At 65.4% G+C, this 21,755-nt stretch carries 16 protein-coding genes and 2 pseudogenes; 16 read left to right on the top strand and 2 right to left on the bottom strand.

Translation table 11 applies throughout. From position 1 onward, the window contains the following. Positions 1-860: 860 nt before the first annotated feature. Positions 861-1,532 carry a GntR family transcriptional regulator gene (locus ABIB45_RS11240; RefSeq protein WP_354215938.1) on the bottom strand — a complete coding sequence of 224 codons (672 nt, stop codon included), beginning with the start codon at positions 1,530-1,532 and terminating at the stop codon, positions 861-863. A gap of 141 nt (positions 1,533-1,673) precedes the next feature. On the opposite strand from ABIB45_RS11240, the gene glyA reads away from it, so the two are divergent. Genes glyA through purU form a run of 7 tightly spaced genes read left to right on the top strand, consistent with a single transcriptional unit; the run spans position 1,674 to position 10,567 of the window. Beyond that, positions 1,674-3,035 (top strand): serine hydroxymethyltransferase, encoded by a 1,362-nt coding sequence (glyA, locus tag ABIB45_RS11245; protein WP_354215939.1) that lies wholly within the window; start codon positions 1,674-1,676, stop codon positions 3,033-3,035. Further along, positions 3,032-4,252, top strand: coding sequence for a sarcosine oxidase subunit beta family protein (locus ABIB45_RS11250; RefSeq protein ID WP_354215940.1), 1,221 nt, complete (start codon positions 3,032-3,034; stop codon positions 4,250-4,252). Before glyA ends, ABIB45_RS11250 begins: the two co-directional genes overlap by 4 nt. A gap of 27 nt (positions 4,253-4,279) precedes the next feature. Beyond that, positions 4,280-4,699, top strand: coding sequence for a sarcosine oxidase subunit delta (locus ABIB45_RS11255; protein ID WP_354215941.1), 420 nt, complete (start codon positions 4,280-4,282; stop codon positions 4,697-4,699). Next, the gene (locus ABIB45_RS11260) at positions 4,696-7,641 is read left to right on the top strand and encodes a sarcosine oxidase subunit alpha family protein (RefSeq protein ID WP_354215942.1); all 2,946 of its coding nucleotides are present in this window, start codon (positions 4,696-4,698) and stop codon (positions 7,639-7,641) included. Before ABIB45_RS11255 ends, ABIB45_RS11260 begins: the two co-directional genes overlap by 4 nt. Further along, complete coding sequence (locus ABIB45_RS11265; protein WP_354215943.1) at positions 7,634-8,269, top strand: sarcosine oxidase subunit gamma; 636 nt, start codon at positions 7,634-7,636, stop codon at positions 8,267-8,269. Before ABIB45_RS11260 ends, ABIB45_RS11265 begins: the two co-directional genes overlap by 8 nt. Further along, positions 8,270-9,643 (top strand): L-serine ammonia-lyase, encoded by a 1,374-nt coding sequence (locus tag ABIB45_RS11270; protein ID WP_354215944.1) that lies wholly within the window; start codon positions 8,270-8,272, stop codon positions 9,641-9,643. 3 nt (positions 9,644-9,646) lie between these two features. Next, positions 9,647-10,567, top strand: coding sequence for a formyltetrahydrofolate deformylase (purU, locus tag ABIB45_RS11275; RefSeq protein WP_354215945.1), 921 nt, complete (start codon positions 9,647-9,649; stop codon positions 10,565-10,567). Positions 10,568-10,923: 356 nt separating this feature from the next. Here purU and ABIB45_RS11285 read toward each other — a convergent pair. Then, positions 10,924-11,815: pseudogene (locus tag ABIB45_RS11285) on the bottom strand (MFS transporter); the annotation flags it as partial. Positions 11,816-12,114: 299 nt separating this feature from the next. Here ABIB45_RS11285 and ABIB45_RS11290 point away from each other — a divergent pair. From ABIB45_RS11290 to ABIB45_RS11330, 9 genes and pseudogenes are all read left to right on the top strand, one after another. Continuing rightward, the gene (locus tag ABIB45_RS11290) at positions 12,115-12,459 is read left to right on the top strand and encodes a hypothetical protein (RefSeq protein WP_354215946.1); all 345 of its coding nucleotides are present in this window, start codon (positions 12,115-12,117) and stop codon (positions 12,457-12,459) included. A gap of 126 nt (positions 12,460-12,585) precedes the next feature. Continuing rightward, complete coding sequence (locus ABIB45_RS11295; RefSeq protein WP_354215947.1) at positions 12,586-13,023, top strand: DUF1003 domain-containing protein; 438 nt, start codon at positions 12,586-12,588, stop codon at positions 13,021-13,023. Between the two features lie 414 nt (positions 13,024-13,437). Continuing rightward, positions 13,438-14,547 carry a GTP pyrophosphokinase gene (locus tag ABIB45_RS11300; RefSeq protein ID WP_354215948.1) on the top strand — a complete coding sequence of 370 codons (1,110 nt, stop codon included), beginning with the start codon at positions 13,438-13,440 and terminating at the stop codon, positions 14,545-14,547. Between the two features lie 237 nt (positions 14,548-14,784). Then, positions 14,785-16,038, top strand: coding sequence for a glycosyltransferase 87 family protein (locus ABIB45_RS11305; protein WP_354215959.1), 1,254 nt, complete (start codon positions 14,785-14,787; stop codon positions 16,036-16,038). 61 nt (positions 16,039-16,099) lie between these two features. Next, positions 16,100-17,326 carry a glycosyltransferase 87 family protein gene (locus ABIB45_RS11310; protein ID WP_354215960.1) on the top strand — a complete coding sequence of 409 codons (1,227 nt, stop codon included), beginning with the start codon at positions 16,100-16,102 and terminating at the stop codon, positions 17,324-17,326. A 10-nt stretch (positions 17,327-17,336) separates the two neighbouring features. Next, positions 17,337-18,087 (top strand): annotated as a pseudogene (locus tag ABIB45_RS11315) (transposase); the annotation flags it as partial. A gap of 11 nt (positions 18,088-18,098) precedes the next feature. Continuing rightward, positions 18,099-18,653 (top strand): hypothetical protein, encoded by a 555-nt coding sequence (locus ABIB45_RS11320; RefSeq protein ID WP_354215961.1) that lies wholly within the window; start codon positions 18,099-18,101, stop codon positions 18,651-18,653. Between the two features lie 411 nt (positions 18,654-19,064). After that, positions 19,065-21,401, top strand: coding sequence for a bifunctional lysylphosphatidylglycerol flippase/synthetase MprF (locus ABIB45_RS11325; RefSeq protein ID WP_354215949.1), 2,337 nt, complete (start codon positions 19,065-19,067; stop codon positions 21,399-21,401). Between the two features lie 154 nt (positions 21,402-21,555). Continuing rightward, positions 21,556-21,755, top strand: a 200-nt coding sequence (locus tag ABIB45_RS11330; RefSeq protein ID WP_502914529.1) for a hypothetical protein, incomplete at its 3' end; no start/stop codon positions are given.

Below are 21,755 nucleotides of genomic sequence, written 5' to 3' on the forward strand. Positions count from 1 at the left end.
GATGCGAGCCGGCCAAGGTGGGTTGATTCCGCAACTTGTGGCGATTGAGGCTGTCGAAACCTGGTGCCCGGCGGAATCTGACCGCGGCAACTTCTCCCAGGGATAGCCCGGTGTGGACGAAGTCCGGGTCGGTAGCCTGGGGCCGGCAGGCGCTGGTATGCCTCATGCGGTGGTGTTTAGGGCAGGGCTGGCCCAAATTCGCGACGCCGGTGCTTCGGCCCTTGTGCCAGGCCGGGAGGGGGGTCCGCTTCGTTGTCCACAGACTGATTGGAACAGTCCGGGGAGGGGCACTTACCGTCCGGCACGCGAGAGCCCGCCGGCAGGGGACTCCCCCAGCCGGCGGGCTGCGGATTTTAAAGCTTGCGTCCAAGCGAGGAACGAGCGAGCACGCGTGGAACCGGGCCTGTACCTCGCAAGCTCGGCCAGGGAACCCGGCGGTCGTGGCCCCTGGCTCACCTACCGGCCCAGGGCTGGTCAGCCGCGCAGCCGCTCCATGCCGGGATCGAACAGCGGTCAAATCGGCGGAGACCGCCGTCGACCAGGGCGCCCGCGTAGCCGCCCACACGACCAGGAAAGGTTCCCCGCTCGCGGCAGCCGCTGCCGCCGTCGTCCTTATCCCTGCTGCGCAGAAGACGGACCATGGCTCGGCGGTGTCGCGGCAGTATTCGGGGAGCCTCTTCGGACAGGTTCAAGGCGAGGATTCCTATGCTGCGCTCCTTCGCGCAACGGCAGCCGGATGCCGCCTCTACCTTTTACGTCGATCAGGCCTACCTCGAATCGATCTCATGGCTGCCAGACTAGCGAGGGGCGCGCGGCAGGTCGAGGGATAACGGAACCAAGGTTGCCCCCCGCCGCCGCGTCTACAGCACCTTGCGGATGGTTTCCTCGAAGCTCGTGACGTGATGCAGGGCAAGTTCCCCGGCCTTGTCCGCGTCGCCGGCCGCCACCGCCATGAGCAGGTCCACGTGCTCGGTGATGTGGCCGGTCACCGAGGGAACCTTGTCCAGCACCACGCACCAGATGCGGGTGGCCAGGTTGTCATAGCGAATCAGGGTGTCTTCCAGGTGCGGATTGGCTGCCGCCTTGTAAATGAGCCGGTGCACCATCAGGTCGTAGCGCATCAGATCACGCGACTCCCCTGTCCCGGGATCAATGCCGGCTATGGCGTCCGCCACCTGCAGCAGTTCGCGCCGCATGCCCTCGTTTGCCCTGTCCGCCGCGCGGCGGGCGGCCAGGGGCTCCAGCAACTCCCGGATCTCGGACACATCAGCCAGCTCGGTAAAGTCCACAGTCGTGGCAAAAGTCCCCCGGCGGGGATAGGAAACCACCAAGTGGTCCCCCTCAAGCCGCTTGATCGCCTCCCGCACGGGGGTGCGGCTGAAGCCGAGCTCGGCCGCCAACTGGCCGTCATTGATCGGCTCGCCCGGGCGGATTTCCAGCATGATCAGCTTGTCGCGCAGCTGCCGGTAGGCAGCCTCGGCCTGGGAGAGGACAACATCCTCCACCTGCGGCAGGACGGGAAGTGCGTTCAAGTGAGCTCTCCGTTCTCGGGTTCGAGCCGTGGCAGGAAGTAACTTTGCCTGGCCTATTGACTCTGCTGTGATTCCGATCATACCATTGACCTCACACTGATATATCAGTCAAAGCAACAGTGGTATTTCAAAGGAGCATCCGTGGTTGAGCAGTTGAACGAGCGACTTTCCGCAGTCGATCCCGAGGTCCAGCAGGCCATTAACAACGAGCTGGTCCGCCAGCAGTCCACGCTGGAAATGATCGCGTCGGAGAATTTCGCCCCCTCCGCCGTCATGGAGGCGCAGGGCTCGGTCCTGACCAACAAGTACGCCGAAGGCTACCCCGGCAAGCGCTACTACGGCGGCTGCGAGCACGTGGACGTCATCGAGCAGCTGGCCATCGACCGCGTCAAGGCCCTGTTCGGTGCCGAGTTCGCCAACGTCCAGCCCCACTCCGGCGCCCAGGCCAACGCCGCGGCCATGTTCGCCCTGCTTGAGCCGGGCGACACCATCATGGGCCTGAGCCTGGCCCACGGCGGCCACCTCACCCACGGCATGCGCATCAACTTCTCCGGCAAGCTCTACAACGTGGTCCCCTACCACGTGCGTGAATCCGACCTCCGGGTAGACATGGCCGAAGTCGAAGCGCTGGCCCTGGAACACCGACCCAAACTGATCGTGGCCGGCTGGTCCGCCTACTCCCGCCAGCTCGACTTCGCCGAGTTCCGCCGGATCGCCGATCTGGTGGGTGCGTACCTGATGGTGGACATGGCCCACTTCGCCGGCCTGGTGGCGGCTGGACTGCACCCGAACCCGGTGCCCTACGCCGACGTCGTCACAACCACCACCCACAAGACCCTCGGCGGCCCGCGCGGCGGCGTCATCCTGGCCAAGGAGGAGTACGCCCGCAAGATCAACAGCGCAGTGTTCCCCGGCCAGCAGGGCGGCCCGCTGGAGCACGTCATCGCTGCCAAGGCCGTGGCTTTCAAGCTCGCCGGGACCCCGGAATTCAAAGAACGCCAGGAACGCGTCCTGCAGGGATCCAAACTCCTGGCCGAACGTCTCCTCCGCGAAGACGTGGCAGCCGCCGGCATCTCCGTGGTCAACGGCGGCACGGACGTTCACCTGGTCCTGGTGGACCTCCGCCACTCTGAACTGGACGGCCAGCAGGCCGAAGACGCGCTGCACCGGATCGGCATCACCGTCAACCGTAACGCTGTCCCGTTCGACCCCCGCCCGCCGATGGTCTCCTCAGGGCTCCGGATCGGCACGCCCGCCCTCGCCACCCGCGGCTTCAGCGCCGCCGAATTCACCGAAGTCGCGGACATTATCGCGACGGCGCTCATCGCCGCCGCGGGCGCCGGCACCACCGGGACAACGTCCCTCAGCGAAGCCACCGCCGTCGAACTCCGCGCCCGGGTCACCGCACTTGCAGAACAGTTCCCCCTCTACCCGCATCTTTCAACGCCCGACGGCGGCGGGATCGCCCCGTTTGAAGCAGACCTGATTGGAGCAGCACAGTGAGCACCCAACAGCTCCCCGAGCACCCGGATTTCCTCTGGCGCAACCCGGACCCCAAGAAAAGCTACGACGCCGTGATTGTGGGCGGCGGCGGGCACGGCCTGGCCACCGCGTACTTCCTGGCCAAGAACCACGGCATGACCAACATCGCCGTCCTGGAAAAGGGCTGGCTGGCCGGCGGCAACATGGCCCGGAACACCACCATCATCCGTTCCAACTACCTCTGGGACGAGAGCGCGGCCATCTACGAGCACGCCCTCAAGCTCTGGGAAATCCTGCCCGAGGAACTCGAATACGACTTCCTGTTCAGCCAGCGCGGCGTGATGAACCTCGCCCACACGTTGGGCGACGTCCGTGAAAGCATGCGGCGCGTGGGGGCGAACCAGCTCAACGGCGTGGACGCGGAATGGCTGGACCCCAAGCAGGTCAAGGAACTCTGCCCCATCCTGAACATCTCCGACAACATCCGCTACCCCGTCATGGGAGCGACCTACCAGCCGCGGGCCGGGATCGCCAAGCACGACCACGTGGCCTGGGCCTTCGCCCGCAAATGCGACGAACTGGGCGTGGACATCATCCAGAACTGCGAAGTCACTGGATTCGTCAAGGACGGCAACCGCGTCACCGGCGTCAAGACCAACCGCGGCACCATCAACACCGAAAAGGTGGGCCTCGCCGCTGCCGGGCACAGCTCGGTCCTGGCCGAAATGGCCGGCTTCGAACTCCCCATCCAGTCCCACCCGCTCCAGGCACTGGTCTCCGAACTGCACGAGCCGGTCCACCCCACGGTGGTCATGTCCAACCACGTGCACGTCTACGTCTCCCAGGCCCACAAGGGCGAACTGGTGATGGGCGCGGGCGTGGACTCCTACAACGGCTACGGCCAGCGCGGATCTTTCCACGTGATCGAGGAGCAGATGGCGGCCGCCGTCGAGCTCTTCCCGATCTTCGCCCGGGCTCACGTGCTGCGGACCTGGGGCGGGATCGTGGACACCACCCTGGACGCCTCCCCCATCGTCGGCAACACCCCGGTGGAGAACATGTTCGTGAACTGCGGCTGGGGCACCGGCGGCTTCAAAGCCACCCCGGCCGCCGGCCTGACCTTCGCCCACAACATCGCCACGGGCACACCGCACAAGCTGAACCAGCCGTTTGCACTGGAACGCTTCGAAACCGGCGCCCTCATCGATGAACACGGCGCTGCCGCCGTAGCCCACTAGCCGCCGTCCCATAGAAAGAAGACGCACATGCTGCTTATCTCATGCCCCAACTGCGGCTCCCGCGACGAGACCGAGTTCCACTACGGCGGCCAGGCCCACGTGCCCTACCCGGAGAACCCGAACGAGCTGAACGACAAGGAATGGGCCCATTTCCTGTTCTACCGTGAAAACACCAAGGGGATTTTCGCCGAGCGCTGGCTGCACAGCACCGGCTGCCGCCAGTGGTTTAACATGCTCCGCGACACCGTGACCTATGACATCCAGGCGGTCTACCCGATGGGGACGCCCCGGCCTGATGCCGCCGGCCGGCCAACCGCCGAAACCGGCACTGCGAGCCTTGCCCCCGACAGCACCACCACCGGAAGGGCAGCTCCCAGCACTTCCACCACCAGTATCGCCCCGGCTTCATCGGCCAGCACCACCGCCCCGAAGGGAGCAACCAAGTGACTTCCCAGAACGCCCGCCTCGCTGCAGGCGGACGCATCGACCGCACCATCTCCTGGCGTTTCACCGTGGATGGCGAGGAATTCACAGGCCACCCCGGCGACACCCTCGCCTCGGCCCTGATTGCCAACGGCCGCATCGCTGCGGGCAACTCGCTCTACGAGGACCGCGCCCGCGGCATCATGTCCGCCGGCGTTGAGGAATCCAACGCGATGGTCAAGATCTCCCCGCGCTTCCCCGGCGACGTGGCAGAGTCCATGCTCCCTGCCACCACCGTCACCCTGGTGGACGGCCTGAAGGCAGAACTGCTCAACGGCCTGGGCAAGCTGGACCCGGACGAAGACCGTGCCGAATACGACAAGAAGTACGTCCACACCGACGTCCTGGTGATTGGCGGCGGCCCCGCAGGCCTCACCGCTGCCCGCGAGGCCGTGCGCACCGGCGCCCGCGTCATCCTCATGGACGACCAGCCCGAACTGGGCGGGTCCCTCCTGTCCGGCTCCACCGCACCTGAGCTGGCTGACACCATCGACGGCAAGCCGGCCCTGGAATGGGTGGCCGACGTGGAAGCCGAACTCGTTTCCGGAGCCGAATCCACCGTCCTGAACAGGACCTCCGCCTTCGGCGCCTACGACGCCAACTACGTCATCGCGGTCCAGAACCGTACCGACCACCTGTCCAGCCCGGCCGCCCCAGGCGTCTCACGACAGCGGATTTGGCACGTGCGTGCCAAGCAGGTGATCCTGGCCCCAGGCGCCCACGAGCGTCCCCTGGTCTTCGAGAACAACGACCGCCCCGGCATCCTGCTCGCCTCCGCCGCCCGCAGCTACCTCAACCGCTACGCCGTGGCCGCCGGGCAGCGCGTGGTCATCAGCACCACCAACGACAGCGCCTATGCCCTCGCCGCGGACCTCCGCGCCGCCGGCGTCAAGCTCGCAGCCGTCGTCGATGCCCGCCCGCAGCTCTCGAAGGTGGCTGCCGCCGCCGTCGAGGCCGGCACGCGTGTGCTGATCGGCAGCGCGGTGGCCAACACAGCCGCCGGCTCCGCCGACGGTCGGGTTGAGAGCGTCACCGTCCGCAGCATCAACGACGACGGCGAACTCACCTCCGGCGTCGAGGAAATCGCCTGCGACCTGCTGGCAGTTTCCGGTGGCTGGAGCCCGCTGGTGCACCTGCACTCCCAGCGGCAGGGCAAGCTGCGCTGGGACGAAGAGCTCGCCGCTTTCGTGCCGAGCACCGTGGTCCCGAACCAGCAGACCATCGGCTCCGGCCGCGGCAGCTTCGAACTTGAGGACTGCCTGGCCGAGGGCATCTCCGCCGGAGCAGCGGCAGCCATCGCTGCCGGCTTCACTTCCGCCGTAGAGCCCTCTCCTTTCGGCGAGCCGAAGGCCTCCGCCCCGACCCGCCAGCTGTGGCTGGTCCCGGGCCAGGAAGGCACTCCGGATGACTGGCACCACCACTTCGTGGACTTCCAGCGCGACCAGTCCGTGGCTGACGTCCTGCGCTCCACCGGCGCCGGGATGCGGTCGGTGGAGCACATCAAGCGCTACACCTCCATCAGCACCGCCAACGACCAGGGCAAGACCTCCGGCGTCAACGCGATCGGCGTCATTGCCGCAGCGCTCCGGACCGCCGGCGAAGCATCCCGCGGCATCGGCGACATTGGGACCACCACCTACCGGGCACCGTTCACGCCGGTGGCGTTCGCGGCACTCGCCGGACGCCAGCGCGGCGAACTGTTCGACCCCGCCCGCGTCACCTCGATCAACCCGTGGCACGTCGCCAAGGGAGCCCTGTTCGAAGACGTCGGGCAGTGGAAGCGGCCCTGGTACTACCCGCAGGCCGGGGAGGACATGGACGCTGCCGTGCTGCGCGAATGCGCCGCTGTCCGCGACTCGGTGGGCTTCATGGATGCAACCACCCTCGGCAAGATCGAAATCCGCGGCAAGGACGCCGGTGAGTTCCTCAACCGGATCTACACCAACGCGTTCAAGAAGCTCGCCCCGGGTTCCGCCCGCTACGGCGTGATGTGCATGGCTGACGGCATGATCTTCGACGACGGCGTCACCCTGCGCCTGGACGATGACCGCTACTTCATGACCACCACCACCGGCGGCGCCGCGAAGGTCCTGGACTGGCTGGAGGAATGGCTCCAGACCGAATGGCCGGAACTGGACGTGCACTGCACCTCGGTGACCGAACAGTGGAGCACGATTGCCGTCGTCGGACCTAAGTCCCGGGCCGTCCTGGCCAAACTGGCGCCGGAACTGGCTGCGGACGGCGGGCTGGAAGCAGAAGCCTTCCCGTTCATGACCTTCCGCGAAACCACCCTCGCATCAGGCGTCCAGGCCCGCGTCTGCCGGATCTCCTTCTCCGGTGAACTGGCCTACGAAATCAACGTGCCGTCCTGGTACGGGCTGAACACCTGGGAAGCCGTGGCCGCCGCCGGGGCCGAATACAACATCACCCCCTACGGCACCGAAACCATGCACGTGCTCCGCGCCGAAAAGGGCTACCCGATCGTCGGGCAGGACACCGACGGCACCGTCACTCCCCAGGATGCGGGCATGGAATGGGTGGTCTCCAAGGCCAAGGAATTCATCGGCAAGCGCTCCTACGCCCGGGCCGACGCCAGCCGCGAGGACCGCAAGCACCTGGTCAGCGTCCTGCCGGTGGATGGCTCCATCCGGCTGCCGGAAGGAACCCAGCTCGTGGAAAAGGGCATCAGCACCAGCCCCGCCTACGGCCCCGTCCCCATGCAGGGCTTCGTGACCTCGAGCTACCACAGCGCCGCCCTGGGCCGCTCTTTCGGACTGGCCCTGATCAAGAACGGCCGTAACCGCATCGGTGAATCCCTGGTGGCCGTCGCCGGCGACCAGCTGGTTGACGTTGTTGTCGCCGAAACCGTACTTTTTGACCCCGAAGGAGCCCGCAAAGATGGCTAACACCGCAGCACTCAATGGCGTCAATGGACTCCGGGACATCCGCCGCAGCCCCGCCTCCCACCTGGCCTCCGCCCTGGAAGCCGGTTCCGTCCAGGGCACGGTGGTCCTCGAGGAAGGCCCCTTCCAGACCATGGCCGGCGTCCGGGTAGACCCCCGCTCCGAGGAAGGGACGCGGATCGCCGCCGTCGCCGGCGGCCTGCCGGCACGCTGCGGCGACGTGACCGGCAAGGACGGCATCAGCGTCCTCTGGCTGGGACCGTCGGAGTTCCTGGTGGTTGCACCGGAAAAGGCCCACGACTCCCTGGGCGGTAACCTCATCGGCTCCCTCGTGGAAGCACTGGGCGACGCCCCGGGCCAGGTGGTGGACCTGTCTGCCAACCGCACCACGTTCGAGCTCTCCGGCCCCCGCGCCCGGGCCGTCCTGGAAAAGGGCTGCGCCCTTGACCTGCACCCGCGCAGCTTCACCCCGGGAACGGCCCTGAACACCGAGGTTGGCAACATCCCGGTGGTCCTGCAGAAGACCGGGGAGGAAAGCTTCCGGCTCTTCCCCCGGGCTTCGTTCGCAGACTTCCTGGGCCGCTGGCTCCTCGATGCAATGCGCGAGTACGCCTCGCCAGAGGTCCCCTAAATGGCCCTGAGCGTCCTGGACCTCTTCTCCGTTGGCATCGGGCCGTCGTCCTCACACACGGTCGGCCCGATGCGGGCGGCGAAGCTGTTCGCCGACGGGCTCAAGAGCGACGGCCACCTGAGTTCGACTGTCCGGGTCCAGTCCGAGCTGTTCGGTTCGCTCGGCGCCACCGGCCGGGGCCATGGCTCCGACAAGGCGGTGGTGCTGGGCCTGCAGGGCCAGGACCCGGAAACCGTGGACACCACCACCGCAGATGACCAGGTGGCCGCCGCAGCCCTTGACGCCGAACTCATGATCGGCGGGCACCACCGGGTGGACTTCAACTGGGACGAGGACGTGGTCCTGCACCGGCGCAAGTCCCTCCCGGCCCACCCCAACGGCATGACCTTCCGCGCCCTCGACCACGCCGGCGCCGTCCTCAGCGAACGGAGCTTTTACTCCATCGGCGGCGGCTTTGTGGTGGACGGCGACGCCGACGCCGGTGACCGGGTGGTGGCCGATGCCACCGTCCTCCCCTACCCGTTCACCACCGCCGACGAACTCCTGGCGATCTGCAAGCGCGAGGGCATGTCCATCTCCGACGTCATGCTCGCCAACGAGCTCACCTGGCGCAGCGAAGCGGAACTCCGCGAAAAGCTGCTGTCCTTGTGGGCGGTCATGCGCGAATGCGTGGACAACGGCTGCGCCGCGGAAGGGATCCTTCCCGGCGGGCTGAACGTAAAGCGCCGCGCGCCGTCGCTATTCCAGACCCTGACCGCAGACACGGGTGTCACCGACCCCCTGCGGGCGATGGAATGGGTGAACCTCTTCGCCCTCGCGGTCAACGAGGAAAACGCCGCGGGCGGGCGCATCGTCACCGCCCCCACCAACGGCGCGGCCGGCATCGTCCCCGCCGTCCTGCACTACTACGTCAAGTTTGTGCCCGGCGCCAACGACGACGGTGTGGTCCGCTTCCTGCTGGCCGCGGCCGCCGTCGGAATCCTGTTCAAGATCAACGCCTCCATCTCCGGCGCCGAAGTGGGCTGCCAGGGCGAGGTGGGCTCGGCCTGCTCCATGGCCGCCGCCGGGCTCTGCGAGGTCCTCGGCGGGACACCCGAACAGGTGGAAAACGCCGCCGAAGTAGGAATCGAACACAATCTCGGCCTGACCTGCGATCCCGTCGGCGGCCTCGTGCAGATCCCCTGCATCGAACGCAATGCCATCGCCAGCGTTAAAGCCATCAACGCCGCGCGACTGTCCCTCCACGGGGACGGCAGCCACAAAGTATCCCTCGACAAAGCCATCAAAACCATGCGCGAGACAGGAGCGGACATGAAAACCAAGTACAAGGAGACCTCCCGCGGAGGTCTCGCCGTCAACGTGATCGAGTGCTGAGCCATGACCGACATCCAGACTGAACCCTCTGCCCCTGCGTCAATCACCACGGTGGAACACGTTCTGACGCTCGACTGCGCGGAGACGCCCGGCATCGTCCACGCCGTCTCAGGTTTCCTGCTCGAACGCGGCTGCGACATCCTGGACAGCAAGCAGTTCGATTCCCAGACGGACGGTCATTTCTTCATGCGGATCCACTTTGCCGCGGCCAACGACCCGTCCGGAGAATCTGTCGACGGACCGGCCGAGATTGAGGCACTCCGGCAGGCTTTCGTACCCGTCGCGAATCAGTTCGGGATGCGCTGGCGCCTTGAGCACCAGGGTGCCAAGCGCCGCGTGCTGATCATGGTGTCCAAGTTCGGGCACTGCCTGAACGACCTGCTGTTCCGCGCCAGGACCGGTGAACTTGCCGTGGAGGTCGCTGCCGTGGTTTCCAACCACACGGACCACCAGGCATTGGTGGAATGGCACGGCATCCCGTACTTCCACGTGCCGGTCACCGCCGCCACCAAGCCCGAGGCTGAAGCCCGGCTGCTGCAACTCGTGGACGAGTACGACGTGGAACTGGTGGTCCTTGCCCGCTACATGCAGGTCCTCAGCGATGAACTCACCCGGCGGCTGGATGGCCGGGCCATCAACATCCACCACTCATTCCTGCCCAGTTTCAAGGGCGCCAAGCCCTACCACCAGGCCTACACACGCGGCGTCAAAACCGTGGGCGCCACCGCACACTACGTCAACGCCGAACTTGACGAGGGGCCCATCATCGCCCAGCAGACGGTGGAAGTGGACCACACCTACGGGCCGGAAGACCTGGTTGCGGCCGGACGGGACACCGAATGCAAAGCGCTGTCCAACGCGGTCCGCTGGCACTGCGAAGGCCGGGTGATCCTCCAGGGCAACAAGACAGTAGTGCTCCGCTGACCCATCCCCCACAGCCGCCTGCGGATGGTCAAGCCAGCCGCGGCGCAGCGCCCGTTTGATCTTCACGACGGCACGCTCGAACCCGTCCGCGAGGTCGCTCTTGTCGAAAATCAGGACCGTCCAGCCCGCCGAGTCGAACGCCTTATCCCGCGTCTCCTGTCGCTGAAGATCTGCGCGTCACCAAGGTGATGTCCGCCGTCGTGCTGGATTGCGAGCCGCCGATGACGGTAGCCGAGATCGGCCGACGGCCATCGCGCGTCTCCGGCGGGCAAAGGCACCTGGAGTCCAGATGGTGAGATCCGCGTTCAGGGAACCGACGACGACGATGCGGCCGCCAGCGCCTGGCTCGCGGGCGCTCATTCGGTCACCTCAGCCTCGACCGGCTTGGGGATCAGGAGCGAGGCGGCGAAGCCGGCCACCGTGATGACGAGGCCGACCAGCACCACAGTCAGGTAGGAGGCTTTGGTATCGCCCATCGCGGACGTCGCAACGAGTACGGCAGGCAGCACCAGGAAGCTCAGGCCGGCGCCGAGGTTGAAGGCGCCCGCGTTCATGCCGGGCAGGAATCCCGGGTTTCCGGCAGGTGAGAGGACAACTCCGAGTCCGTTCAGCATGATGTTGACCGTACCGGCGTACATGATGCACAGCAAGACCGTTCCGGCGATCATCATCGGCAGGCTGCTGAGGCCGAAGAACGCGATGATGGCAAGGGCAACGATGCTGCCGAGCATGCCGATCCGCAGGACCTTGGTGTAGCCGAGCACCGGGGCGAGCCGGCCGCTGATGGGACCCACCAGCCAGCCGAGCAGGGCGTAGGGGGCGCAGACGGACGGTTTCCACCATCGGCTGCTTGGCGCGCTTTTCCACGGTCCAGAAGGCGTAAAACGCGGCGGCGGCAACCACCACCAGGCCGATGGACAGCATAAGCGTGCCGGGCGAGAAGCCGCCCACCAGCTTGGCACCTTCGTTGAGCGCCGTGAGAAGGGCGCCCACCGCAACCACGATGAAGGACACTCCCAGCCAGTCCATGGCGGTCCCGGCGGCCGGCTTGCTCTTAGTGGCCAGGATTGCGACCAGGGCCGTGGCGACGATGGCCAGGACCACCATGAGCCAGAAGATGCTGCGGAAGCCGTAGTGCTCGGCGAAGTAGCCGCCCACGAAGGAGTCGACGCCGGCCACGCCGCCGTTGACGGCAGAGATCAGGCCGCGCGGCGCAAGATTTGCGGATGGACCACTTCGTGCAAAACGTTCGTTCTCAGTGACATCGAGACGGCGAACGACACCCTTTCCCGGGCCGGGGATACATAGACACTGAAGGTGGCGCTCAATGCTTGAGATGAAATCCTTACAGATCCACGGTCGTCGGGAACGACTTGACGGGCCCCACCCCATGTGATTCCGACCCTGTGGAGCAAAGGAAAAGGCAGCCACCCGGGTGCGCACACCCCAACGTCAAACATCCAGAGAAGTAGCTACGTGAAGAGGCTGCCGCCCCGTGACGGACTCGAGCCATCAGGATTGTCACCGGATCGGATGCGGGGACCGGGATGACGGGGGAAGGGCATGTGGTTGTGCGGCGCCCGGGTCACCGCACCGGCCCCGCCGTGCGCACCGGTTCCGTTCTTGTCCTGACTCTGATCGCATTGTGGGTGTTGGTCGTTCTTTCGCGGCCGCTGAACCGCTGGCGGGCACTAATCATCGGCGTCATGTATGCCGCCCTTGCGCTCGTCCTAACAGCGCCGCCGCTCCAGGATTTCTTTGAGTTCGCAGTGCTTGGCCAGGAACACCTGGCAATATCTGCGCTGATCGCACTCATCGGCTGCCTCGCCGTCGAACTCTTGCATTGGGCCCTCTTTCGGCGGATTAACGCTGACCCTGCCTTCACTCCGTAGGGACCAACCGACGCCCCGGAACTACATCCGGCGGGGCGCCACACCCGGTAAGGGCCCGGGAACCGCGAGTGGACAGCGGCTTACAACGTCACCCCCGCCCCGCCCGGCCGAGGTCTAGTCTGAGTCATGAGCGGTCAACAGAAGACTTGGCACGACAAACACAAAGCCTCCCTGACAAAAGGACAACGCGCCGCTGACATCATGCGGAACGGAATGGGAAGCTGGCCATTCGTCGGAAGTTTCATCTGCTTCATGCTCATCTGGGCCGCTATCAACACCTGGGCGCTGGCCACAAAAGCCTGGGACCCATACCCCTACATACTCTTGAACCTCCTGCTCTCTATGTTGGCAGGACTCCAAGGTGCGATTCTCCTCATAGCCGCCAAGCGACAGGACGCCATCGCCGCGGCCATGGCCCAGCACGACTTCGACACCAATACCAAGGCAAAGGAAGAGATCGAACTCCTGATAGCCATCAACCGCGAACAACTGGAAATTCTGCAGGAACTAAAGAAAGCGGCGGCACGTGAACGCCTGAACGTCCAGCCCCACGCGGATGCCTGAATCAGCCCAGACCGGGCACGCCCGTTTTTCCGCGGCTCAAAGCTCTGAGCTTGGAAAGCCGACCCTCCCAAACGGAGTGTCGGAGGAGGGCCACCTCAGATACTTGGTTGCGTTCGGCGATCAACTCACGCTCATATGCGGCGGAATTAGCGAGTATGTTCAGCACCAGCCGGTCGTTTGGTAGCGCCCTGTCGCGAGGACAGGTAAGAGAGCCGGCCGTCGTAGCGTCTGGGCCTGCGGTGGGTCCGCTGATCCTTCCGGAGTCATGGGTTGCCGGGAACAGATGGTTAGGACCCCGCCGTGGCGCCGCTGTTTTCGACGCACGATCTGAGAGAGAGCGTTGCCGTATTTGGTGTATTAAGTGAGAGAGCGCCCTGACGGGAGGGTGCCGCCCGTCGGCCGTAAGCTGGGTGCATGCCGAGTAACTGGGACAGCCTGGACGTCAGCCTCCGCGAATCCGTGCAGGAGAACGTGGAGCTCTACGAGCGCGTCCGCCCTGCCCTGAAGCTGGTCACCCGTGACGTGCTCCTCATCCTGCGCCGCATGCTGAAGGGCACCGAGGTGACGCCACTGTTTGTCACCGGGCGCACCAAAACGGTGGAATCGTTCCGGGAAAAGATCTCCCGCATTGAGGAACCGCTGGAGCCCGGCGGGCCGCCGGTGCTGAAGTTCCCGGACCCGTTCCGCACGCTCAATGACATGGTGGGCGTCCGCGTCATCACCAAGTTGCCCGCTGAAAACGCGCTGGCAGCCAACATCATCAAGCGCGAGCGCCAGGTGTTCGACTGCCGCGGCGACCGGGAGAAGGACATCGGCTCCATCGAGTCCGGCACGTACGGCTACTCCAGCCGCCACCTCATCCTCCGCACCATCCAGAACGACGCCGTCAAGGAGTACCAGCAGGTCTTTAACCCGGACGTCCCGGCCAACGGCAGCTACTTCTTCGAGTGCCAGATCCGCACTGTCTTCGCCCATGCCTGGAGCGAGATCGAGCACGACATCCGCTTCAAGGCCGAGGATCCGCGCGCCTGGACCCCGCACTTCGACCGCCAGTTCACCGCTACCGCCGCCATGCTGGAAACGGTGGAAAGCGCGTTCGCGGACCTGCACGAACGCTACGAGGAGGTGCGCAGCTACTGGGACATGGACGGCGAAGGCGCCGCGCAGCTTACCCCCAATCGGATCCGCGACGTCTTGCGCACCCTGCTCCCGCACGTGGACCGCAAAGTGGATGACGACTGGGGCTGGGCGGCTGAACTGATGGCGGCCCACGGCCTGAACCAGACCGTCCAGCTGGCTGGCCTGCTCAGCGCCCAGCGCATCACTGAGGTCCGCAAGGCCCTGGACCACCGCTACTCCCCCGGCCCGGACCGCCTGCTGGATGACCTCCTGCTCTGGCAATTCGGTACCAAACACATTGACCTCACCGCGGAAGCGCCCGACGCCGTCCCGCACCCGCGGCGCGACAGCCTCCTGCGGCGGCTTAAACAGATTGAACGTTACCGCCAGGCCAAGGCAAGTTAGCCGGAAACCGTGCGCACCTGACGGCCGCCCAGGGCCGCAGGATTACGGGCCATCACGGACAGTCAACTACCCTTGACTCATAGGGGCGGCTGTTGGTAGACGGGCCCCCGAATCTTCCGGCTCCCGCCCCGCGGCATGGCCCGGCAGCTGTTTTTGCCCCTCTCTGACAAGGATTCCGCCATTTCCACGGACGCATTCTTCGCCTCGCTCACCCGGATCCGCAACGTCATCCTGCCGATGGCGGCGCGGTCGTGGCTGAACACTTCCCGCGGACTGCTCGCCGGCTTTATCCTGGTGCACCTTGGCTTCTTGATCTTCGGTGCGCTGCTTTCCCTTCGCGGGGAAGCGTTCAGCGATACGTTCATCTACCGTGACTGGGCTGCGGCCGGCTTCAACGAGGCGAATCTCAGCGGCGGACCCAGCCCCTGGGTGTACCCCATCCTCGCGCTGATCCCCATGGCGCTGGCCGGCCTGGCCGGACCGGGACCGTTCTTTTTCCTCTGGGTGCTGATGACCACCCTCCTCAACGGCTGGGGCCTGGCCAAGCTCACAGACCGTGGCCGCAATCAGGAGGCGATCCCGGCAGGCTGGTGGTGGCTGGTCTTCACACTGCTGATGGGCTGGCTGGGCTTCGCCCGCGTGGACGGCCTCACCGCGCCGATCGTCCTGGTGGCGCTGGCCTATGGCGTGAGCCGGCCGTTCATCGCCTCCGTAATCCTCGCCGCCGCCACCTGGGTGAAGGTCTGGCCCGCCGCGGTGATGCTGGCCCTGTTCACCGTGGTCAAGAACCGCCTCCTGGTGGTCTTGGCAGGCGTGGCGACCTCAGCCGTGGTGGTGGCGCTGGCCGCCGTCGTGGGCAGTGTGCCCAAGCTGCTGAATTTCCTGACCCAGCAGGGCGACCGTGGCATGCAGCTTGAAGCAACCTTCACCACGCCCTGGCTCTGGCTGTCCGTGCTGAACGTGGGCGATTCCCGGATGTACATGAACACCGACATCAACTCGATGCAGGTGGACGGCCCCGGCACGGCCATAATGTCCGTGCTGATGCAGCCGCTGCTGATCGTGGCAGCGCTGCTCGTGGCCGGGCTGACGTTCTGGGCACTCCACAATGCCAAGACGAACGGCGGCGGTGTTGACCGCACCGAACTGCTGCTTGCCGGCGCCCTCACCCTGGCCACCGCTTTTGTGGTCTTCAACAAGGTGGGCTCGCCTCAGTTCATGGTGTGGCTGGCACCTGCCGTGGCAGTGGGCCTGGCGCACAGCTGGCGTGAATGGCGGGTCCCTGCGGCCATACTCACCGCCATTGCTGTGGCCACGTTCTTTATCTACCCGCTGTTCTACGATGCCCTGAGCCACAACAACCCGCTGATGGCCGGCGTGCTGACCATCCGCAACGTCCTCTTGGTGGTGCTGTTCCTGTGGTCCGTCCGGCGCCTGTACCTGCTGGGCAAAAAGGCTCCCGCGCCCGTTCCCGCGCTCAAGGAGTCCTGAGATTTCAACGAAGTTCTTCGACCGGCTGGTCAGCGTCCGCAGCACCCTCTTGTCCGCGCGCGTGGTGGAATGGTTCGCCCGTCCGGCCAGCGTCTGGTGGGGCTTCGCGGTCACCCACCTGTACTTTCTGGGCTGGATGGCGTCATTCTTTCTCAACGGCGATACGTTCAGCGATACCGAGCAATACCGTCAGTGGGCCGTGGACGGCTACAACCCGGACAGCCTGGACGGCAAGATCAGCCCCTGGGTGTACCCGGTACTGGCACAGATCCCGATCTTCCTCGCGAACATTGCCGGACCCAGCCTCTACCTGCTCTGCTGGTTCCTGATCATCTCAGCCCTCAACGCCGTCGGCCTCGTGTACCTGACCCGCGGACCGCGGAAGGTGCGGGGCGTTGCCCCGGCCTGGTGGTGGCTCTTTTTCACCGTTTTTATGGGCTATCTCAGCTTTGCCCGCGTGGAGGGCATCACTGCTCCCCTGGTGCTGATCGCGCTGCTGTACGCGGCCGAACGCCCCGTGGTGGCGGGTGTACTGCTAAGTGTGGCCACCTGGATCAAGGTGTGGCCGGCGGCCGTCCTCGTACCGATTGCGATCGCCAGCCGGAAGCGGATCCAAGTGCTGGCCGCCGGCGTCGCGGTCACCGCTGTGGTGGGCCTAGGCACGTATCTGTCCGGCGGCCTGCCGCACATCATGGATTTCCTCACCAACCAGGGTGAGCGGGGCATGCAGCTTGAAGCCACGTTCTCCACGCCGTGGGTGTGGCTGAGCGTGTTCAAAATCGCCGGCTCCAGAATGGCGGACAACACGGCCATCAACTCCACCGAGGTCTACGGGCCCGGCGCCTCGGTGGCCGCGTTCCTGATGCAGCCGCTGCTGATCGTTGCCGCGGTGGTGGCGGCCGTCCTGCTGGTCCGGGCGCTGAAGCGCGGCGCCGAACGGGAGGAATTGTTCCTCGAGGGTGCGCTGATGATGGTCACAGCCTTCATTGTGTTCAACAAGGTGGGGTCGCCGCAGTTCATCATCTGGCTGGCACCGGTGATTGTTGCTGGCCTGACCCACGACTGGGAGCGCTGGAAGGTCCCGGCCGCCCTGCTGATGGGCATCGCCATCACTACGTTCGTGATCTACCCGCTGTTCTACACGCCGCTGATCCACGCCCACCCGGTCATGGCTGCCATTCTCACCACCCGCAACGTGCTCCTGGTGGTACTCCTGTGGTGGTCGGTGAAACGGACGGCTGAGCTGGGCCGGAAGTTGACGGCTGTGCCCGAGGCGCGGACCGCCTGAACCTTAATTAATGCAAGTTCTCCACAAACCATCCGCGGTGTCAGTTTCGTTCGACGAGCCCAATCTCGTGTCGACTGCCGGGCTGCTGCCGGTCATGACATTGGCCCGGGACGCCGGGCTGCACGAGCTGGCTGAGGACTGGCTGGCGGCACCGACGGACAAGGGCGCGAACGCCGGACTGAAAGTCGCGTCCCTGGTCGCCGGGATGGTCGCCGGCCACGGACAGTATTGATGACATGGCCCTGCTGCGCCACGGCGGCATGAAGCGGCTCTTCACCGCCTCGTACGCGCCCTCCGCCCTGGGCTCGTTCCTGCGGGCCGTCACGTTCGGACACGTCCGCCAACTGGACGCTGTCGCTTCCCGTTTCCTGGCCAACCTTTCGGCCCGGCTCTCCGGGGGCCCCGGGGCGGAGGACTTCGTGTTAATCGATGTTGACGACACGATCACCGAGGTCCACGGCTACGCCAAGCAGGGCTCCGGCTGCGGATATTCCAGGGTCCGCGGGCTGAACGCCCTGCTGGCCACGGTATCCACCAAAGACACCGCCCCCGTCATCGCAGCCCAGCGGCTGCGCAAGGGCGCGGCGAACTCGGCCCGCGGCGCCAAACGCCTGATCACCGATGCCCGGTCCACCCTCAAACGACTCCAGACCGGCGGGCAGCGTCACGGGCGGATGCTCTGCCGTTTTGATTCGGCGTTCTACAGCCATGCGGCCGTTGCCGCCGCCCAGACCGGCGGGGCCGATGTCTCATACCGAGCATCATCTTCTTCGTGGCGATCCTCGCTACCGTCGTATATCTCTCGATCAGCAAGACCGACGTCGTCGAACGGACAGCCAACACGGCAGCCCACCCTGCCACTGCCGAACGCCAGCGAACCACGATGGGCATCCTGGCCGCCGTCTCGGCCGCCACCATCGCTCTCCTCGCCTACACGCACAGCCTCCCGCACACGAGCGCTCTCGCCGACGAAGGCCCCGCAGCGAGCTGTCAGGCCGGCTCCACCCCGCCGACCCAGCCTGCGGCCCAGACGGCAGCCCAAGCAAACTTCCCCGCCTCGAACATGACCGAGTTCCAAACCATCACCGCAGATACCCTCGCCCTGGTAAAGAAGGGTGACCGGAGTGCCGCAGCGGCCCGTGCCACCGACCTGGAAGCTGCCTGGGATGATAACCAATCTGCGTTGAACTCTGCTGACTGCGGCGCCTGGACTTTCTTCGATCAGCAGATCAATCCCGTCCTGTCCGCTGTTCGCTCCCGCACCCCCGCCCCAACGACGGAACAGACCGTCCTGAATGACCTGCTCCCCACACTCGGAGGCGCCTGAGCTGCCCGCGCTATTGACAGCCGAGCGAGAGAATAGAAATCACAGTCCTGTCTGCGTTGACATCACTTGGTATGGAACGATCTAGTAATCATCGGATCGCGCCAATCTCAGTAAGAGTGAGCCAGCAGCGTCGTTGTTGGCCTGTTGTCGCGATCCGCCGCGTCGGGAGTATTCATAACCGTAACTTCCGAGGCCTTGCACCATCTGAAAGGAATCCCGATGCCCGGGCCGCTGTCCCTGCCAGAACCAGCAACAGCGAGACCTCGTAATAGCCGGCAGGCATGGACCGGCAGACTGCGCGGAGCCCCGGTCACCGTCAGCTTTGTCGTAGTCTTTTGGGCTGTTGGCGCTTTATCCGGAAGCCTGATGACGGGGCCCGCCGGGGCCTTGAAGCCATGGACTGGGGCTTCCGTGCATTCACTGCCTGAACACTGGGCGGCGGTCCTCATCTCGGGGCTGTGGGAAAAAAGCCTGGGCGGATATTCGCTGGCTTCGGGATTGGCCCTGGCCCTGGGTTTCGCTCTGGAACGACGGATGGGCAGCTGGCGGTTTGCTGCTGCTGCAGCGGCTGGCCACGTCCTCGGAATTGCTGCCGCCTTAGCGGTCGTGTCCCTGGCGCGGCTGGGTCCTTGGGGCCTGGAAATGAGCGGGCATTCCTTTCTTGGTCCCGGCGCAATGATGATCGGCTCGCTGATGGCGGGTACGGCCATCATGCCAACCCTGTGGCGGCGGCGTGTGCGCCTCGTTGTCTCAGCCCTGCTGGTTGTCCTGGCGCTCTACAGCGGGGGTTTCGCTGACCTCGTCCGGCTGGGCGCAGCGCTCACAGGCACCCTTCTGGGCCCGTCCCTGCGCGGTCGGCGTCCGCTGCGCGGGTCTGTGATGGCCTCCCGGCATGAAGGCCGGGTCCTGATCGCGCTGCTGGTCGCCGTCTCAGCAATAGGACCTGTCGTTGCTGGCCTGGCACCCCATGCAGCGGGGCCCCTTGCGGTGCTGCGTTACCTGTTCACCAACATCCAGGCCGTGGATCCCGCAACACTCCAAAGTCTCTGCTCAGACCCCGGATCTGTGAAGGAGTGCGCCGCCGCGCAACTGCAGCAAAGGGCCGGAGTCGGGGCGATCTTCATGGCGGTCCTCCCCTCGTTCTCGCTGCTTCTGCTTTCCGACGGTCTGCGCCGGGGCCGCCGCTTTGCCTGGTCAGCGACCGTGTTGATCCAGCTGGCCCTGTCGGTTCTGGCAGGCATCACCATTGTCGGCGTTCTGAACCCGGCTGCACAGGACACCGCAGCCGCCGAAGGAATAGGGGCCCCGGGAGCAGCGGGGAATCCAGCTGCCCTGATTCTGCCCTTGCTCTTGCCCGCGGCGCTCACCACAGTGTTAATCTTCTGCCGCAGGCTCTTCCCCGTAGTGGCGCCAGCCGGCACTTACCGCCGGCTGGCGGCCCGTTCCGGGCTCCTGGCGTGCCTCCTGGCCTTGATCTATGTAGTGAGCGCCAGCGCATTCCCGACAGACTTTACGCCCGTCCCGGGATTTGCGGACCTGCTCGCCGACGTACCGGACCGCTTCCTGCCGCTGGGTTACACGCTGGACATCGCCCCCGCGTTCGTCCCGCAAAGCGCCATCACCGTCCTGCTCTACGAGGGCATCGGCATCGTCTTCTGGGCTGTCACCGCAGTCCTGGTCCTCCAGACCTTTCTACGCCCGGCCCCGGTCCAGCACCACATGGGTGCTGAACGTGCCCGCGAAATACTGAAGACCTACGAAGGGGGCACACTGTCCTGGATGACCACGTGGCCCAGTAACTCCTACTGGTTCTCAGCCAGCGGGGAGGGTTTCGTCGCCTACCGCGTCATAGCGGGCATCGCTCTGACAATGGGGCCCCCGGTGGGCCCGAGAAGTCAACGGAACGCTGCCTTCGGGGGATTTGTCCGGTCCTGCACGGCAGAGGGATGGACGCCTTGTTTCTACTCCGTACCCCAGGATCTGCAGGAGCATGGCGCATCCCTGGGATGGGATTCCGTGCAGGTCGCCCAGGAAACAGTCCTGACGCTGGACGGCGTCGCTTTCAAGGGCAAGCATTTCCAAGACATCAGGTCGGCCATGAACAATGCGGCCAGGAACGGTATCCGCGCTCAATGGGCCACCTATGCCTCGGCGCCCTTATCGGTGCTGGCCCAGATTCAGGAGATATCGGAAGAATGGGTCGCCGACAAGAAATTGCCCGAAATGGGTTTCACTTTGGGAGGTCTGGATGAACTCAATGACCCTGAGGTGCGTCTCTTGCTCGCCATCGACGACGCCCGCCAAGTCCATGCCGTTACTTCATGGCTGCCTGTGTACCGCAAGGGAACCATCGAGGGCTGGACACTGGATTTCATGCGTCGGCGCGGCACCGGCTTCCGCGCTGGTACCGAATTCCTTATCGCCTCCGCGGCGCTGGGCTTCAAGGACCAGGGATATAAATTCGTCAGTCTCTCCGGCGCTCCTCTGGCCCGCCCCTCTAACGACACCGCACATAAACCAGGACCCGCAAGGACGCCAACCACAGGCGGGCTGGACCGGCTCCTGGACCGGCTCGGGGCAACCCTCGAACCCGTCTACGGCTTCAGATCGCTCCTGGCTTTCAAAGCAAAATTCCGGCCCCGCTACGAGCCGCTCTACATGCTTTACCCAGACGCAGCGGCGCTCCCGGCCATCGCCAACGCCGTCACCCGGGCGTACCTGCCAGCATCAGCCTCAACGCAGGCCTGACCCTCGTCCGGCGAATACTCCGCCGCCCCCAACGCCCAGCCCAAGCCACAGACCGCCGCCCCTAGGTGCGTGGGTCAGAAATGACAGGCCCTAATTCTTAAAACGCCGACAGAATAACCATGTCCTCGTAGGGGCGGCTGGGAGAATCGTGGGCATGGTTACTGGTTCTTCCGCGCAGGATGGTTTGTTCGACGAGTCTCTGGTCGAGCGGGTCGAGCAGCCCACCGATGTCCCGATGGATGCCAACGGCGGGATCTACAAACGCTTCAAGGCGTTCGAGCCCGATGCGGTGATGCTGGTCCCGCCGTCGCTGGAGGAGTGGTTGCCCCAGGGCCATCTGGCCCGGTTCATTGG

Origin of the sequence: Arthrobacter sp. UYCo732 (genome assembly GCF_040547265.1) — a bacterium.
Lineage (GTDB): Bacteria > Actinomycetota > Actinomycetes > Actinomycetales > Micrococcaceae > Arthrobacter.